This window comes from Pseudomonas sp. Tof1, from assembly GCF_055390395.1.
The window spans coordinates 5355500-5372443 of record NZ_AP024344.1 but is presented as its reverse complement, the minus strand read 5'-3'; the positions used below and the strand labels follow the sequence as shown (position 1 = coordinate 5372443).

Here is a 16944-nt window from a genome sequence, read left to right as displayed (position 1 = left end):
AGGCGGCTCCCGGCTCGGGAGACGTGTCCAGTCCTTTATTTCACGACAGAATGATGACTGTTTGATGACGCTCCGAAGAGCAATCACACTAAATTGCTATCACTCGTCAGTGCTTGGCCACCGCGGTATTCAGACGCAGGTAATCGAGCAGGATACGCCCGGTCTCGCTCAGGTAGGCGTCGTCTTCCGGCTTGGTTTTCTTGTCCGGGTCAGGCGGCAGGGCGTCGTCGTCCTCTTTCTTGAGTTCCTTGAGCGCGTCCTCGCCCTTGGCCTTGCGGCGGGCGTTTTCCATGGCCAGTTGCTTGGCATCGATATCGGCACGCTGGGCGCGACGCTCGGCCTCGTTCAGGCTCACGGTCTTTTCCTTCAGCAGCTTCTCGGCCAGGGCCAGCTTGTCGCGAATGAAGATGAACTCGGCATCCTTCGCCGCGCGGGCCTCGTGGTCGGCCTTGAGCTGGGCCAGGAATGGCTTGAACGGGTCCACCGCCGGCTTGATCGAAGGACGGATGGTGTCCCACGGCATGGCTTCCGGCAGCGCGCTTTCGCCGATTTCCTTGGTGTCGATGATCGACGGGAAATCCACGTCCGGCAGTACGCCCTGATGCTGGGTGCTCTGTCCGGAAACCCGGTAGAACTTGGCCAGGGTCAGTTTCAGCTCGCCATGGTTGAGCGGCTGGATGGTCTGCACGGTGCCCTTGCCGAAGGTCTGGCCACCGATAATCAGTGCACGATGGTAGTCCTGCATGGCGCCGGCGAAGATCTCCGAGGCCGAGGCCGACAGGCGGTTGACCAGCAGCGCCATCGGACCCTTGTAGAACGCACCGGGGTTTTCGTCCTCGAGCACGTCGACCTTGCCGTCGGCGTTGCGCACCAGCACGGTCGGGCCCTTGTCGATGAACAGGCTGGTCAGCTCGGTGGCTTCCTGCAGGGAGCCGCCGCCGTTGTTGCGCAGGTCGATGACCACGCCGTCGACGCCTTCCTTCTGCAGCTCGCCCAACAGTTTCTTCACGTCGCGGGTGGTGCTCTTGTAGTTCGGATCGCCAGCACGGAAGGCCTTGAAGTCCAGGTAGAAGGCCGGGATGTCGATCACCCCGAGCTTGTAGTCCTTGCCATCCTGCTTGAGGTGCAGGATCGACTTGCTTGCCGCCTGGTCTTCCAGTTTCACCGCCTCGCGGGTGATGGAGACGATCTTGCTGGTCTGGTCGTTCGGCGCGTTGCTCGCCGGGATGATTTCCAGGCGGACCACCGAGCCCTTCGGACCACGGATCAGCTTGACCACTTCGTCCAGGCGCCAGCCGACCACGTCGACCATTTCCTTGTCGCCCTGGGCGACACCGATGATCTTGTCGGACGGCGCGACCTGCTTGGTCTTGTCGGCCGGGCCCGACGGCACCAGGCGCACGACCTTGACCTGGTCGTTGTCGCTTTGCAGCACGGCGCCGATGCCCTCGAGGGACAGGCTCATGTTGATGTCGAAGTTTTCCGCGCTATCAGGAGACAGATAGTTGGTGTGCGGGTCGTAGGACATCGCGAAGGTGTTGATATAGGCCTGGAAGATATCCTCGGCCCGGGTCTGGTCCAGGCGGGCCAGCTGGTTCTTGTAGCGCTTGACCAGCAGTTCCTGGATCGCCTTGGGATCCTTGCCGGCGATCTTCAGGCGCAGCACCTCGTCCTTGACGCGCTTGCGCCACAGGTCGTCGAGTTCGGCGGTGCTCTTGAGCCACGGCGCGTCCTTGCGATCGATCAGCAGGGTCTCGTGGGTGGTGAAGTCGATCTTGTCGACGCCCTTGTTCAGCTCGGCGAGGGCGAAGTCCAGGCGGCCCTTGACCCGATCCAGGTAGCGCTTGTAGATGGTGAAGCCGGCATTGAGGTCGCCGCTCTTGAGGAAGTCGCCGAACTGGGTCTTCCACTTGTCGAATTCGGCGATGTCGCTGGCCAGGAAATAGCTGCGCGACGGGTCGAGCAACTTGATGTAGCTGTCGTAGATGATCACCGAGCGCGCGCTGTCCAGCGGCGGCTTGCTGTAGTGGTGGCGCTTGAGCAACTCGACGACGTTCAGGCTGGCGATCACCTCGTCACGGTCGGGCTGAAGATTGTCCCAGCTGTTGGCTGCGAACGTGTTGCCCGAGAACGCCGAAACGCCAAGGCCGATGAAAAGGGCAAGTGCAGTGCCGGGGAACAAATGCTTCATGCTGAGTCGACGCGGGGACAATTGATCACGCATATTAGGCCGTCTTTAAAGTCGCCGGTTCCGTGGGACTGAGTGCCAAAACCGCCATTGAGGGTTTCGCACGAGTCGCGGACCGGTCGCATAATGCAAGAAAGCCCGGTGCTACAGCTCCGGGCTCAGTCCAGACTCACTATGGAGGCACTGTGAAGGCATTGCAAGGCGTTGAAGGTCAAGTGGAGTGGCTGGAAGAGCCGAATCCGGGTTGTGATGTGGGGCAAGTGCGCATTCGCGTCGCTGCTGCGGGGCTCAACCGGGCCGATCTGTTGCAGAAGGCCGGGCTCTATCCGCCACCGCCGGGAGCCAGCCAGGCGCTGGGGCTGGAGTGCTCCGGAGTGATCGTCGAAGTGGGAGCCGGTTCCGCCTGGCAGGTCGGTGATCGGGTCTGTGCGCTGCTCGCCGGCGGCGGCATGGCCGAGGAAGTGGTGGTCGATGGCCGCCATGTGCTGCCAGTGCCGGAAGGCCTGAGCCTGGTCGAAGCGGCCGCGCTGCCTGAGGTCTACGCCACGGCATGGCTGAATCTGTTCCAGTTGGCGGGCCTCAAGCCCGGTGAAAAGGTGCTGTTGCATGCTGGTGCCAGTGGCGTCGGTTCGGCGGCGATCCAACTGTGCAAGGCCTTCGGCAACCCCTGCTGGGTCAGTGTCGGTTCGGCGGATCGACTGGCCTATTGCGAGTCGCTGGGTGCCCAGGGCGGGGCGATTCGTGGTGACGATATCGAAAGTCTGAACGACTTCGCCCCCTTCGACGTGATCCTCGACCCGGTGGGCGCGAACTACGCGGCGCTCAACGTGAAACTTTTGTCAGCTGACGGGCGGTGGGTGCTGATCGGCCTGATGGGCGGGCGGGAAACCCAGTTGGACCTGGCGAAGATCCTCGCCAAGCGTATCCAGTTGCTGGGTTCGACCCTGCGCAGTCGCGATGCGCAATTCAAGGCCGATCTGCTCGCGGACTTGAACCAGCACGTCTGGCCGCTGTTTGCCGACAAGCGCCTGAGCCCGCAACTGGCCAGGACGTTCCCGATCCGTGATGCCGAACTGGCGTTTGCCGAGCTGGCCGGCAACCAGGTGGCGGGCAAGCTGGTGCTGGTGATTGATGAAGCCCTGGTCTGATTGATTCTTCCGTGGGGGCGCAGCCTCTTCGCGGGCTTGGCCGCGAAGAGGCCGTCGCTGCGTGTCTCAGTGCCAGGCGTGAATCGGCCAGCCGGCCTTTTCCGCCTGTTCGCGCAACACCGGGTCCGGGTTCACCACGTGAGGGTGGTCGACCTTGAGTAGCAGCGGCAGGTCGTTGCGCGAATCGGAATAGAAACTCGCGCCTTCGAGGTTTTCCCCTTCGGCGTCGAGCCATTCCAGCAGACGGGTGATCTTGCCCTCGCGGTAGGTCAGGATGCCGGTGGTCTGGCCGCTGTAGACCCCATGCAGCACTTCCAGCTCGATGCCCAGCACCTCGTCGATGCCCAGGCGTTCGGCGATCGGCCTGACCAGGTGGGTGCCCGAGGCGGAGATCACCAGGATCCGGTCACCGGCCGCACGGTGCTCGGCAATCGCCTTGCACGCATCGCTGTAGATCAGCGGCTCGATCACCTCCTCGACCCACGGTTCGACCAGGTGTCCGATTTCATCCGGGGTCCGCCCGGCCATGGGCTCCAGGCTGAACAGCATGAACTCCTCCATGGCCAGTTCGCCCCGGCTGTAGGCGTCCATCAGTTCGTTGTTGCGGCGCATGAAGGACTCCGGGTCGACCCAGCCCAGGCGTCCCATCTGCTCGCTCCAGAGCGTCGCGCAGTCGCCGTGAATCAGGGTTTCATCCAGATCAAAAATTGCCAGGGCCATCAGTGCAGCTCTCTCTTCGGAAGGACATGCTTGAAACAGGGCATCAGGCTACCTCACAAAGGGCCGCCGGATCGATGGACAGGGCCAGGCGTCGACCATCGGGGTGCAGGTCGGCGGCCGAGCGGTTGAGCACGTCCACCAGCAGTTCGACACCGCGGGCCTCGACCCGGTAGCGGATGACGTTGCCCAGCAGACTGTGGCCACGGACCAGGGCATCCGGTTCGCCTTCGGTGTGCAGCTCGATGGCTTCCGGGCGGATCGCGATGCGGCTGCTGACCGGCCGTTGCAGCAGGCGGCTGGCGGCCTCGGCGTCGAGCAGGTTGTAGTTGCCGATGAAGCCGGCGGCGAACACGTCCACCGGCGCGGTGTAGAGCGATTCGGCGTCGCCGCTCTGGACGATGCGGCCCTGGTTCATCAGGAAGATACGGTCACTCATGGTCAGGGCTTCTTCCTGGTCGTGGGTGACGAAAATGGTGGTCAGGCCCAATTCGCGCTGGATCGCCCGGATCTGTTCGCGCAGGTGCTTGCGAATGCGCGCATCGAGGGCCGACAGCGGCTCGTCGAGCAGCAGCAGGCGCGGGCGTGTCACCAGCGAACGGGCCAGGGCCACGCGCTGGCACTGGCCGCCGGACAACTGGTGCGGGTAGCGGGCGGCGAAATCGTGCAGCTCGACCAGCTTGAGGGCTTCCATGACCCGCTTGTGGCTGTCGTCGGCGTTGACCTTCTGCATCTTCAGGCCGAAGGCGACGTTCTGCTCCACGGTCATGTTGGGAAACAGCGCGTAGCTCTGGAACACCATGCCGATCGCGCGTTTCTGCGGGCTCAGCGGGACGATGTCCTGGCCGTCGAGCAGGATCCTGCCGCTGTCCACCGGCGTCAGGCCGGCGATGCAGCGCAGCAGGGTGGACTTGCCGCAGCCGGAGGGACCGAGCAGGGTGATGAACTCGCCCTTGGCGATTTCGCAGTTGATATCGCTGAACACCGTGGTGCCGGCGTAGGTCTTTTTCAGGTTCTGGACGCTGATGAAGCTCATTGGCTCTTGTCCTTATTGAGGCGATTGGCAACCCACGTGAGTACCAAGACGAAGAGGAAATAGGAGATCACCAGCGCACTGGTGAAGTGACCGCTGCTGTTGCGCATGTTGTTCAGGTACACCTGCAGGGTCTCGTAGCGGGTGCCGACCAGGATGTTGGCGAACACGAACTCGCCGAACAGGAACGAGAACGACAGCAGCAACGCCACCATCAGGCCCTTGCGCAGGTTCGGCAGCACCACCAGGAATGCTGCCTGCCAGGTGCTGGCGCCGAGCAGATGGGCGGCGTCCATCAGGTCGCGCAGGTTGATCGCCTGCAGGTTGTTGGTGATCGCCCGGTACATGAACGGCAGGGCCACGGTGAAGTAGCAGCCGATCAGGATCCACGGCGTGCCGACCATGGCGAACGGCCCGGAGCCGTAAAGTTGCAGCAGACCCACCGAGGACACCACCGGCGGCACCGCGAAGGGCAGCAGGATCAGGATGTTCATCAGCGCGTCGAGGCGCGGGAAGTGGTAGTGCACCACGAACAGCAGCGGCAGGATCAGCACCACCGACAGCAGCAGTGCGCCGACGCAGACGATCAGCGATTGGCCGAACGCGCCGAGAAAGCGCGGGTCGCTCCACAACTGCAGGTACCACTTGAAGGTGAAACCGCTGGGCAGCACGGTCGCCGACCAACTGCTGGCGATGGAGTAGACGAAGGTGCCGGCCAGCGGCAGCAGCAGGATCAGGAACAGCAGGTAGACCACCACGCGGTGGTAGAGGCTGGCGGAGCCGGGTTCAACGCGCGACATGGTGGCTCCTTTTCAACAGCCATTGATGGATGACGGTGACGAAGGTCATCAGGCCGACCAGGATCACCGCCAGCGCGCTGGCCATGTTCGGGTCGAGGCTGATGTCGCCGGAGACCATCGCGGCGATACGGATCGGCAGCACGTTGAAGTTGCCGGTGGTCAGGGCGTAGACCGTGGCGTAGGCGCCCAGGGCGTTGGCCAGCAGGATCACGAAGGTGCCCAGCAGCGCCGGAGTCAGCACCGGCAGGCCGATGTGCCGCCAGAACTGCCAGCCCTCGGCGCCGAGCAGCGCGGCGGACTCGCGCCAGTCTTCGCGCAGGGCGTCGAAGGCCGGGTAGAGCAGCAGCACGCCCAGGGGGATCTGGAAGTAGGTGTAGAGGATGATCAGGCCGGTCTTGGAGTACAGGTTGAAGTCCTGGATGATCCCGGCCTGTTTCAGCAGGAGGGTGAGGGTGCCGTTGAAGCCCAGCAGGATGATGAAGGCGAAGGCCAGCGGCACGCCGGCGAAGTTGCTGGTCATGTTGGCGAAGGCGTTGACGAAGTCGCGCAGGCGCGAGTCGACACGGCGCAGCGAATAGGCGCCGAGCAGGGCGATGAGCATGCCGAACACGCTCGACCAGAAACTGATCTCCAGGCTGTACTGGATGGCCTGCAGGTAGAACTTCGAACCGAAGATCTTGTTGAAGTTGGCCAGCCCCCAGCCGTCGTCTTCCGATTGCAGGCTGTTGATCAGCACCCAGGCCAGCGGGGCGATCTCGAAGACGATGAAGAACAGGGCGAAAGGCGCCAGGCAGAGCAGGGCGAGCCATTTGCCACGGGTGATTGAATTCACTTCAACAGCTCCCGGCATACAGGTTTGTCGTGGTGCACGCCCAGCAGTGTGCAGATCGTGCCGCAGAGCTCGGTCTGCCGGGGTGCGGCATCGGGATTGAAACTGAAGGCGTCGCCGAGGACGAACAGCGGTACCTCGCGCTCTTCGGCCAGCAGGCCGTTGTGCGAGCGGTCGTTGTTCATGCCGTGGTCGGCGGTCACCAGCACCTGATAGCCGGCGTCGAGCCAGCCTTGCAGGTAGTCGGCCAGGATGATGTCGGCCGAGCGTGCGCTATTGCGGTACTGGGCGCTGTCCAGGCCATGCTTGTGGCCGGCATCGTCGATATTCATCGGATGCACCAGCAGGAAGTTCGGCGCGTGTTGCAGGCGCAGGCTTTCGGCGTCGGCGAACAGGTGCGAGTCGGGGTAGTGATCCATCCAGTAGAAATGCCCGTGCTGGATCGGCAGGCTTTCGTTGTGGGTGTGGCGATCGCGGGCGGCGACGAAGGGCGAGCGGTTGTACAGCTCGCTGACCCAGTGATAGGCCGCTGCCGCAGTGCGCAGGCCACCGTCGCGGGCGTAGTGGAACACGCTGCGCTGGTGGGACAGGCGCGTGACCTGGTTGTGCACGATGCCGCTTTCGATCGGGGCGACACCGGTGAGAATGCATTCGTAGAGCGGTCTGGAGAGCGACGGCAACTCGCATTCCAGTTTGTACAGCGCCGCGCGTCCTGCGCCTGCGTAAGCCTGGAGATGGCCCATGGCGTGCCGGGCGACCTCATGGTTCAGGCCATCGAGCACGACCAGGATGACGTTGTGCTGCATGAGTCGGGTCTCTGTTTCAAGGAATCTGCAAACTTGTAGGAGCCTGGCTTGCCAGCGAAGGGGGCCTTGAGGGCGATAAAAGCTTCGCGGGCAAGCCCTGCTCCTACACAGTTCAGTGGTGCTTGCTCGACAGTCAGCTATCGAGCCTTACTGCATGTTGATGATGACTTCTTCCTGCCATTTCTGCGGCAGTGCCTTGGACGTCTTCTCCCAGGCGTCGGCATCCTTGATCGGGGTGACGTGCTTGTACTGCTCGTTGGGCAGCAGCTTGGCCTTCACGTCTTCCGGCAGGGTCAGGTGCTCGGCGCGGATCGGCCGGGCATTGCCGCGGGCCAGGTTGGTCTGGCCGGCATCGCTGAAGATGTACTCACGCGCCAGCTTGGCGGCGTTCGGGTGCTTGGCGTACTTGTTGATGATGGTGGTGTAGCCGGAAATCACCGAACCATCGGAGGGGATCAGCACGATGTAGTCATCGGGGTTGGCCATCTTGGCCTTGTAGCTCAGGCCGTTGAAGTCCCAGACCACGCCGACTTCCACTTCGCCCTTCTCCATGGTGGCGATGGTCGGGTTGGCCAGCGACAGGCGACCCTGCTTGGCGATCTCGGCAAACATGAGCAGCGCCGGCTGGATGTTCTTCTCGTCGCCGCCGTTGGCCAGTGCCGCAGCGAGGACGCCGTTGGCGGCCTGGGCGGCGGTGCTCACGTCACCGATGGAGACCTTGTACTTGCCGGTCTTCAGGTCAGCCCAGCTCTTGGGGACTTCGGAGCCGTGCAGCAGCTTCTTGTTGACGATGAAGGCGATGGTACCGGTGTAGGCCAGCGCCCAGTTGCCGTCCTTGTCCTTGGCCCAGGCCGGAACCTGTTCCCAGGTGCTCGGCTTGTACGGCTGGGTCACGCCCTGCTTGGTCGCGATCGGACCGAAAGCCGCGCCGACGTCGCCGATATCGGCGCTGGCGTTGTCTTTCTCGGCGGCGAACTTGGCGATTTCCTGGGCCGAGCTCATGTCTGTGTCGATGTGCTTGAGGCCGTACTTGTCGCTCAGGTCCTTCCAGGTACCGGCCCAGTTGGCCCAGTCATCGGGCATGCCGACGCTGTTGACGGCGCCTTCTTTCTTGGCCGCGGCCTCCAGGGCCTGCAAGTCGGTATCAGCGGCCATGGCGCTGGTGCACAGGGCGATGGTCGAACCTAACAGTGATGCCAGGAAAAGCTGTTTCATCCGAAGCTCCTTTGGGCGTTTTTCAACGCGAAGATCTTGATCGACAGTTTTTATATGCGTAGTGCGGCGGTTGGACGTTTGGTCTAGGTCAGCAATACCTGAGCCAATTTAAGCCTGCTGCATGACACTTTAATGTCGGCATCAGTCCTGCAAGGATTTTTCCTCGTAGCACCCATGACCGCCGAGTTAAGCGTAGACCATTGATAAACTACTGATATTCAAGGGAATTGGTGTTGTGGGACGGGCGTTCCGCTGCACCGTTTCGTCGCTTTGTCACATATCAGTCATGTGCATTGCCTAGGCTGGGTGCTGCAACCGGAGACCGCGATGCCGCGCGGTTTTGCCCTGAAATAGTGCTGGACTAGTCCAAATAGGTAACGTTGATGCGCGAAGAGGCACCAAAGGCGGTGACAGCTATCGGTCTGGCGCTGCACGAGCAGATCGAGCATGGGCTGCTGCCCGGCGGAAGCAAACTGCCGGCCGAGCGCAAGCTCAGCGAGTTGTTCAGCACCACCCGGATCACCGTGCGCGAGGCCTTGTTGCAACTGGAAGCCCAGGGGCTGATCTACCGCGAGGAGCGTCGGGGCTGGTTCGTCTCGCCGCCGCGGCTGGCCTACAACCTGATGCAGCGCAGCCACTTCCATGCAATGGTCAGTGCCCAGGGGCGGGTACCTTCCACCCAGGTGCTGTCGGCACGGCTGCAGCCGGCCTCGGCGGCGGTATGCGAGTGGTTGCAATTGCCGGCGCTGTCGAGCGTGATCCAGATCTGCCGGGTGCGACGGATCGACGAGCGGCAGGTGCTGTATGTCGAGCACTACCTCAACCCGCAGTACTTCCCGGGCATTCTCGAGTTCGACCTGAACCAGTCGATCACCGAACTCTATGCCCGGCACTATGACCTGCACTACGGGCGGGTGCGCTTCGAGATCGTGCCGACCTCATTGCCGCTGGAGGCTGCCGCGGCATTGCGGGTGTCGTCCGGCAGCCCGGGGCTGCGGATTGCACGGGTCAACTATGACCAGCACCAGCGCCTGATCGACTGCGACCTGGAGTTCTGGCGGCACGATGCGATCCATGTCGGGGTGGATGTGCTGTAGGAGCCGGGCTTGCCCGCGAATGCGTCCGAAATATCTCTAAAAGCTTCGCGGGCAAGCCCGGCTCCTACAGGGGGGGAGAGGCAGGACGGTGGTGCTCAGGACTTGACTGGTTGCTCGGTTTGCACACCGCCACCGGCCGTCACCACCTGCACGCTCAGGCGCGGAGTCGCCAGGTCCAGGCCGGATTCGTCCATGGTCCGTTTCAGCGCCAGGTTGAACGCCCGCGAAACCTCCCATTGCTTGATCGGTGCGGTCTTGAAGCGGGCCCGCAGGACCGCGCTGCCGGACTCGAAGCTCTCTACGCCCTGGATCTCCAGCGGTGACCAGATGTTGCGCCGCTGCAACGGATCCGTGCGCATCTTCTGGCCGACATCGCGCATCAGCTTGATCGCATCGTCGATCGCCATGTTGTAGGGGATCGCCACGCGGAAGATCGCGTAGCCGAACTCCCGTGAGTAGTTCTTGATGCTCTTGATCTCGCTGAACGGAATGGTGTGGACGATGCCGTCGATGTCCCGCAGGCGCACCGTGCGGATGGTCAGGCCCTCGACGGTTCCGAGGTGACCGCCGACGTCGACGTAGTCGTCGATGGCCAGGGAGTCCTCGATGATGATGAACAGGCCGGTGATCAGGTCCGCCACCAGCGACTGCGCACCGAAACCGATGGCCAGACCGATCACACCGGCACCGGCCAGCAGGGGCGTGACGTTCATGCCCATGTTCGCCAGGGCGACGATCAGCGCGATGATGAAGATCGCCACGAACAGCACGTTGCGGATCAGCGGCATCATGGTCTGCGCCCGGGCGTTGGCCAGGCCCTTGCGCGAGCGGGTGAGGGCGTGGTGCACGGCGGTATCGGCGAGAATCCACACCAGCCAGGCGAAGATCAGCGTGCCGCCGAGGCCGAACAGCCGAACACTGACCTCGCGGCCCTCGCCTTCGGTGAAGCGGATCAGCGACATGCCCCAGACCCGCAGGCCGAGTTCGATGAAGAACAGCCAGACCGCCAGGTGCACCAGGGTGTAGCAGAAGCTCTTCAACCGTTCGGAGTACAGCGTATGGCGCCGGTGCCCGCGCTGGGGCTTGAGGGCATGGCGGCGCACCAGGCCGTTGATCACCATGCACAGCACCACCAGCACGGTACAGATCAGCGACTGGCGCAGGGCGGTACTGGTGTCGCCAGCGGAGAAGAAGGTCGCGAACAGCGAGATCGCCACCAGGATCAGCGCGGGAACGAACCAGAAGCTGCCGAGGATATCGATGGTGTCGCTCAGGGCGCGGCGGGTCAGCCGGCGGGACAGCGGCTGGTTGCGGATCAGGTGCGCGATGGGGCGACGGAAGCGCAGGATGAACAGGCCAGTGGAGAGCGCGGCCATCACGTTGACGAAGGTCGCGGCGGTATGGGCCAGGTGGCTGCCGAGGCTGGCGATCAGGCGCGGGTCGCTCAGGGCTTCGCCGAATGCGGCGAAACTGCCGATCAGCCACAGCGGCCGGAAAGCCCGGCGGCGCAGGATATGCAGGGCCTGATGGCGATGCGGGCCGTCGAGCAGGGAGAAGGCGATCACGCAGATCGCCGAGAAACAGGTACCGACCACCAGTGCATAGGCCAGCGCCATCGCCAGATCCTTGCCCAGGGACGAGGGCAGGGCGTAGGTCAGGTAGACGGTGATCAGCAGCGCGATCATCCACGGCCCGAGCTTGCGCAGGGCAAAGCGCAGCAGGTCGACGGTGCGTGGGTGCTGGGGCAGTTCCTCGGTGAGGCCGAAGCGCAGGCGCACCCGATGGCCGAGCCAGATCATCGCCCAGGCCAGGCAACTCCAGAGCAGCAGGATCAGGGCAAAGGCGGAGATGATCGGCAGCCATTCGCTGGCCGGAAGCATCAGCGCCATCATCTCCTGCCTGGCCTGGTCGAACTCCAGCGACCAGCGAGTGAGCGGGCTGTCATTGCCGGTGAACTGCTTTTCGAAGTCGGCCAGGGTGCTGCCGATCAGCCCCAGTACCCCCACTTCGGCGGCCGGCTGGGCCTTTTTCGTGCTGTCCCGGAGCTTTTTCAGGTCGCTCAGCAGCTTGCTGCGCTGCTGGTCGTTCTCCAGGTTCCTGATGACTTCGTCGAGCGACTGGGCCAGGGGCTCGGTCGGTTGTGGCTGGGTTTTCTCGGCGCTGCCCAGCAGGCTCGGCAGGCCGACAGCCTGGGCGGGAACCAGGGGCAGTAACGCCAGCAGGCAGATGAACAGTAAGGTGGGCAGAGCGGAAAGGCGGGCGAACACTAGGCAGTCAACCATACAGGTGCGGATCGACCGAGTGTACGCCAGCCTCGGGCGCCGCGCATTTATTCAGCCAGTTTGGCGAGGATCTTGTAGACCACGGTCCCGAGGATCAACAGCATGCCAAGCCACATCAGCACCGGGCCGGCCCGGTTTTCACGAAAGTTGAAGCCCACGGCCAGCAACAGCATGCCTCCCAGGATCGGGATGAGCATCGAGTGGAACTCGAACGGTGTGATCATGACGACGGCCTTGTCGAAGGGATACACCTTTAGTTTAGGTCGCTTTGGTGGAGATGCCTTGATGTGTATCAGGGGCGATCAGGTCAGGTGATGGTGCCTGATCCGGTAGGGACGGTGGGCATTGTCGGAGCCAACTGTCTTCAGCGTACTGCCGATAAGCGGCAGAACAGGCTTGCGCATGTGGGGCGCTGTTCATCGGGCTGGCGTGCGCCGGGAGCGGGCTTGTCAGCCAAGCCGGTCTGGCGTGCGCCAGAAGCTTCGCGGACAAGCCCTCCCACAGCCAGGTGTGTTCCCGCTGCTGCTCTTTCCTGCGAGAGCACAGGGCTCAGGGCAGTTCGGGGCTGGCGTAGAACGCGCTCAGGACCTTCACCAGGTGGGCCAGGTCATGGCTGCCCGCCAGTTCGCGGATCGAGTGCATGGCGAAGGTCGGCAGGCCGATATCCACGGTACGCACGCCCAGGTGGCTGGCGGTGATCGGGCCGATAGTCGAGCCGCAGCCCATGTCGCTGCGCACCACGAAGCTTTGTACCGGGACTTCCTCGGACATGCACAGGTGGCGGAAGAAACCGGCGGTTTCGCTGTTGGTGGCGTAGCGCTGGTTGTTGTTGACCTTGATCACCGGCCCGGCGTTAAGTTTCGGGCCATGGTTGGCGTCGTGCTTCTCGGCATAGTTGGGGTGTACGCCATGGGCGTTGTCCGCCGAGACCAGCAGCGATTTCTGGATCGTGCGCACATAGTCCTCGCCATCCGGCAGGAGGCGGCGCAGGGTCTGTTCGAGCATCGGGCCGTCGGCACCGCAGGCGGAGCAGGAGCCGACTTCCTCGTGGTCGTTGCAGACCAGGATGCAGGTTTCATCACTGTCGGCGCTGAGCAGCGCCTGCAAGCCAGCGTAGCAGGACAGCAGGTTGTCCAGGCGGGCACCGGCGATGAAGTCGCCGTTGAGACCGATCACGGCTGCGCTCTGGGTGTCGTAGAAACTCAGCTCGTAATCGAGCACCACGTCGGCGCTGAGGTCGTGTTCACGGGCCAACTGGTCGGTGAGCACGGCGCGGAAGTCCACGCGCTCGTCGCCGGCGAACTGGGCCAGGATCGGAGGCAGCTCGTTCTGCGGGTTGATCGCCCAGCCCTGGTTGGCTTCACGGTTGAGGTGAATGGCCAGGTTGGGAATGGTCGCTATCGGCGCCTTGAAGTCGATCAGTTGGCTTTCGACCTTGCCGTCGCGACGGAAGGTGACACGACCGGCCAGGGACAGGTCGCGGTCGAACCACGGCGCTAGCAGGGCGCCGCCGTAGACTTCGACACCCAGTTGCCAGAAGCCCTGGCGCTGCAGTTCGGGTTGCGGCTTGACCCGCAGGCACGGGCTGTCGGTATGGGCACCGACCATGCGGATACCCGATTGCAGCGGCGCGTTTTCGCCGAGCTTGATGGCGATGATGGAAGAGTCGTTGCGGGTGACGTAATAGCGACCACCGGCCGCGGTGTGCCAGGTTTCACGCTCATCGAGACGCTGATAACCCGCTGCCTCCAGGCGCTTGACCAGGCTGGCGGTGGCATGAAAGGGGGTGGGGGAGGCCTTGAGGAAGTCGATCAGGCCTTGGTTCAACTCTTCGCGCATAAGTGGCTCCAGACAGCAGTGTCGGGAGTTTACCGTATCTTTGTAGGAGCGTGGCTTGCCCGCGAAGCCTTTGGCGGCCTCAAGGACGCATTCGCCGGCAAGCCGGGCTCCTACAAGAGCGAGCTACACTCAGGAATCGATGTCGAGCGCAGGAGCCTTGCACGACGCGATTCAGAACGGCGCCGGGCACTCGAAGCGCAGGCGCTCGCCGCTTTGCGGGTGGGTGAAGCTCAGCATGCTGGCATGCAGGCACAGCCGTGGCCAGGCCGCCAGGGCCTGCGGGTGGGCATACAGGCCGTCACCGAGCAGCGGATGACCGATGGACAGCATGTGTACCCGCAACTGATGCGAGCGCCCGGTGATCGGCGTCAGTTCCACCCGGCACCAGTCGGCATGGCGCTCCAGCACTTTCCAGAAGGTCAGGGCATGCTTGCCAAACTCGTGATCGACCACATGCCGGGGCTTGGTCGGCGGGTCGTAGCGCAACGGCAGGTCGATGCTGCCGCTGTCCAGTTCCGGCTGGCCCCAGCAGAGCGCGGTGTAGGCTTTCTCGGTTTCCCGGTCATGGAACTGGCGCGACAGTTCGCGATGGGTATCGGGGTCGCGGGCCAGCAGGATGATGCCCGAGGTTTCCCAGTCCAGCCGGTGAACGATCTGGGCTTCCGGATAACCGTTTTCCTGCAGGCGGGTGATCAGGCAATCCTTGTTGTCATCGGCGCGGCCCGGGACGGAGAGCAGCAGGGTCGGCTTGTCCACCACCAGCACGGCGGCGTCCTGATGGATGATGCGGATATTCGACAGCGGCATTGAAACAGTCTCGTAACAAACGCCAACGGCGGCCCGATGCTGCTCACACCGCGCGCCTTGCAGGAGCCGGCTCCCACAACAGCGTTATGTGTGAACATCACCGGGCCGCCGTGGCGCCGGCCGGATCGATCAGCGATCAGGCAGGGTGATATTGAGTTCCAGGATCGAGCAACTGCCCTGGTTCTCCAGGGCGACGTGCACGTCATCGGACCCGATATTGACGTACTTGCGGATCACTTCGACCAGCTCCTGCTGCAGGGCGGGCAAGTAGTCCGGGGTGCTGCGTTGGCCGCGTTCGTGCGCCACAATGATCTGCAGACGCTCTTTCGCGACCGACGCGGTGCTTACTTTTTTGCTGGCACGAAAGAAGTCAAAAAGGTTCATTGCTTAGTTGCCTCCAAACAGGCGCTCGAAGAATCCCTTCTTCTGTGCATCGAGGAAACGATGCTCGACGGTCTTGCCCAGCAGGCGGTCAACCGCATCGCTGTAGGCCTGGCCAGCATCGCTCTGGTCGTCGAGGATGACCGGTACGCCCTGGTTGGATGCCTTGAGCACCGCCTGGGATTCGGGGATGACGCCCAGCAGGGTCACGGCCAGGATTTCCTTGACGTCCTCGACGCCAAGCATTTCGCCCTTGCTCACGCGCTCCGGGTTGTAGCGGGTCAGCAGCAGGTGTTCCTTGATCGGCTCGCCGCCCTGTTCGGCACGACGCGACTTGCTGGCCAGCAGGCCGAGCATGCGGTCGGAGTCACGGACCGAGGAGACTTCCGGGTTGGTCACGACGATCGCCTCGTCGGCGAAGTACATGGCCAGGTGGGCGCCGGTCTCGATGCCGGCCGGGGAGTCGCAGACCACGAACTCGAAGCTTTCCTTGAGTTCCATCAGGACCTTTTCCACGCCTTCCTTGGTCAGCGCATCCTTGTCACGGGTCTGGCTGGCTGCCAGCACGTACAGGTTTTCCAGGCGCTTGTCCTTGATCAGGGCCTGCTGCAGGTTGGCTTCGCCGTTCACGACGTTGACGAAGTCGTACACCACGCGGCGCTCGCAGCCCATGATCAGGTCGAGGTTACGCAGGCCGACGTCGAAGTCGACGATCACTGTCTTGTGGCCGCGCAGCGCGAGGCCGGTACCGATGGCGGCGCTGGTGGTGGTCTTACCCACACCACCCTTGCCGGATGTAACCACGAGAATCTTGGCCAAGGTGTTTCACCCCTAAGGAAAAAGGACTCTGTTTTAGCCCCTGAAGAACGTCGCTGAAAAACAACTGTAGTCGTATGGCTTGGGCCGGGAAGCGGCGAAATGTTTAAAGTACCGGCGGTAATTTTTACATTTCGTGTTTTCCTAAGCCCTTTAAGCCATTTTCGCTACGAAGAAGGCGACATTTCGGAAATGGCGGCAAGTATCCGTTAAAGACGGATGATGTTCAACACATCGCCGGACAAGCTGATCTGAACGCCCGACCCCCACAGCGGATCACGACGCAGATCCTCGGAAACCTTGTAGTGGCCGGCAATCGACACCAGTTCGGCGCTCAGTTGCTGGCAGAAAATTCGTGCCTTGGTGTCGCCCTTGACACCCGCCATTGCACGACCACGCATAGGTCCGTAAACATGGATGTTGCCATCGGCCATAAGTTCCGCGCCGGGGCTGACGGAAGAGACCACCACCAGGTCGCCGCCCTTGGCGTAGACCTGCTGGCCACCGCGCACCGGGGTGGTGATGATCCGGGTTGGCTGGATGGTCGGCTCCGGTGGTTTTTCCGGTACTTTCTTCACTTCGCCTTCGGTCGGATCGACCGGCCGCTCGCGGGCACCGGACGGCGGCAGCACGGGCAGGTCAATGGCGATCGCGGCGGCGATGTCTTCGATCCGGTTGGCGCGGATTGCCAGGGTCCGCAGGCCGTGCTGGCGGCAGACGCGCATCAGCCCGGGCAGGTCGATGGCACCCTGGTCGGCGGGAAGTTTGTCCAGGGCCAGCACCAGCGGGGTATTGCTGAAGAAGTTCGGCGCCTGGACGACCTTGGCTGCCAGTTGGCGGTCGAGGGCTTCGAGGTTGTTCTGCGCCAGTTCCAGCACCGTAATGGCGAGCATGCTGCCCTTCAGCTGGAACACGGGATCCTGGTCTAGCGGTTCGGTTTGGCTCATGGTCGGCATAACGTGGCTTGTCGCTAAAAGTGCCGAGAC

At 63.0% G+C, this 16944-nt stretch carries 16 protein-coding genes; 2 read left to right on the top strand and 14 right to left on the bottom strand.

The genetic code is table 11. The features are described from left to right. Positions 1-106: 106 nt before the first annotated feature. Positions 107-2191 carry a carboxy terminal-processing peptidase gene (locus ACZ5KU_RS24055; protein WP_192842663.1) on the bottom strand — a complete coding sequence of 695 codons (2085 nt, stop codon included), beginning with the start codon at positions 2189-2191 and terminating at the stop codon, positions 107-109. Positions 2192-2373: 182 nt separating this feature from the next. Between ACZ5KU_RS24055 and ACZ5KU_RS24050 the strand changes: the two genes are divergently transcribed. Next, on the top strand, positions 2374-3336 hold the full coding sequence (locus ACZ5KU_RS24050) for a zinc-binding dehydrogenase (protein WP_054057192.1): 963 nt from the start codon (positions 2374-2376) through the stop codon (positions 3334-3336). A 66-nt stretch (positions 3337-3402) separates the two neighbouring features. Here ACZ5KU_RS24050 and ACZ5KU_RS24045 read toward each other — a convergent pair whose 3' ends face one another. The 6 genes from ACZ5KU_RS24045 to ACZ5KU_RS24020 form a co-directional block, all read right to left on the bottom strand. After that, positions 3403-4056: an HAD family hydrolase gene (locus tag ACZ5KU_RS24045; protein WP_464736382.1), complete on the bottom strand. Its 654-nt coding sequence runs from the start codon at positions 4054-4056 to the stop codon at positions 3403-3405. Between the two features lie 43 nt (positions 4057-4099). Next, positions 4100-5089 carry an ABC transporter ATP-binding protein gene (locus tag ACZ5KU_RS24040; protein ID WP_464736381.1) on the bottom strand — a complete coding sequence of 330 codons (990 nt, stop codon included), beginning with the start codon at positions 5087-5089 and terminating at the stop codon, positions 4100-4102. Then, a complete protein-coding gene (locus ACZ5KU_RS24035) occupies positions 5086-5886 on the bottom strand; it encodes an ABC transporter permease (protein WP_054057189.1) in 801 nt (266 codons plus the stop codon). Before ACZ5KU_RS24035 ends, ACZ5KU_RS24040 begins: the two co-directional genes overlap by 4 nt. Beyond that, positions 5873-6736 carry an ABC transporter permease gene (locus ACZ5KU_RS24030; protein ID WP_162491340.1) on the bottom strand — a complete coding sequence of 288 codons (864 nt, stop codon included), beginning with the start codon at positions 6734-6736 and terminating at the stop codon, positions 5873-5875. The genes ACZ5KU_RS24035 and ACZ5KU_RS24030 overlap by 14 nt, the downstream gene beginning before the upstream one ends. Next, positions 6715-7521 (bottom strand): alkaline phosphatase family protein, encoded by an 807-nt coding sequence (locus ACZ5KU_RS24025; protein ID WP_054057187.1) that lies wholly within the window; start codon positions 7519-7521, stop codon positions 6715-6717. Before ACZ5KU_RS24025 ends, ACZ5KU_RS24030 begins: the two co-directional genes overlap by 22 nt. A 147-nt stretch (positions 7522-7668) precedes the next feature. Beyond that, positions 7669-8736 (bottom strand): ABC transporter substrate-binding protein, encoded by a 1068-nt coding sequence (locus ACZ5KU_RS24020; protein WP_054057186.1) that lies wholly within the window; start codon positions 8734-8736, stop codon positions 7669-7671. A gap of 383 nt (positions 8737-9119) precedes the next feature. Between ACZ5KU_RS24020 and ACZ5KU_RS24015 the strand changes: the two genes are divergently transcribed. Continuing rightward, positions 9120-9833: a UTRA domain-containing protein gene (locus ACZ5KU_RS24015; RefSeq protein ID WP_054057185.1), complete on the top strand. Its 714-nt coding sequence runs from the start codon at positions 9120-9122 to the stop codon at positions 9831-9833. A 95-nt stretch (positions 9834-9928) separates the two neighbouring features. Here the strand turns inward: ACZ5KU_RS24015 and ACZ5KU_RS24010 are convergent, their stop codons facing one another. The 7 genes from ACZ5KU_RS24010 to minC all read right to left on the bottom strand — a co-directional run bounded on the left by ACZ5KU_RS24010 (position 9929) and on the right by minC (position 16905). Then, positions 9929-12100 (bottom strand): mechanosensitive ion channel family protein, encoded by a 2172-nt coding sequence (locus tag ACZ5KU_RS24010; RefSeq protein WP_054057184.1) that lies wholly within the window; start codon positions 12098-12100, stop codon positions 9929-9931. 62 nt (positions 12101-12162) lie between these two features. After that, the gene (locus ACZ5KU_RS24005; RefSeq protein ID WP_192842661.1) at positions 12163-12339 is read right to left on the bottom strand and encodes a hypothetical protein; all 177 of its coding nucleotides are present in this window, start codon (positions 12337-12339) and stop codon (positions 12163-12165) included. Between the two features lie 325 nt (positions 12340-12664). After that, positions 12665-13954 (bottom strand): M18 family aminopeptidase, encoded by a 1290-nt coding sequence (locus ACZ5KU_RS24000; protein ID WP_054057182.1) that lies wholly within the window; start codon positions 13952-13954, stop codon positions 12665-12667. A 171-nt stretch (positions 13955-14125) separates the two neighbouring features. Then, positions 14126-14761: an RluA family pseudouridine synthase gene (locus ACZ5KU_RS23995; RefSeq protein ID WP_464736380.1), complete on the bottom strand. Its 636-nt coding sequence runs from the start codon at positions 14759-14761 to the stop codon at positions 14126-14128. Between the two features lie 129 nt (positions 14762-14890). Then, positions 14891-15145 carry a cell division topological specificity factor MinE gene (gene minE, locus ACZ5KU_RS23990; protein WP_010449114.1) on the bottom strand — a complete coding sequence of 85 codons (255 nt, stop codon included), beginning with the start codon at positions 15143-15145 and terminating at the stop codon, positions 14891-14893. A gap of 3 nt (positions 15146-15148) precedes the next feature. Continuing rightward, positions 15149-15961: a septum site-determining protein MinD gene (gene minD / locus ACZ5KU_RS23985; RefSeq protein WP_017904738.1), complete on the bottom strand. Its 813-nt coding sequence runs from the start codon at positions 15959-15961 to the stop codon at positions 15149-15151. 206 nt (positions 15962-16167) lie between these two features. Next, the gene (gene minC, locus ACZ5KU_RS23980) at positions 16168-16905 is read right to left on the bottom strand and encodes a septum site-determining protein MinC (protein WP_054057210.1); all 738 of its coding nucleotides are present in this window, start codon (positions 16903-16905) and stop codon (positions 16168-16170) included. Positions 16906-16944: the final 39 nt, after the last annotated feature.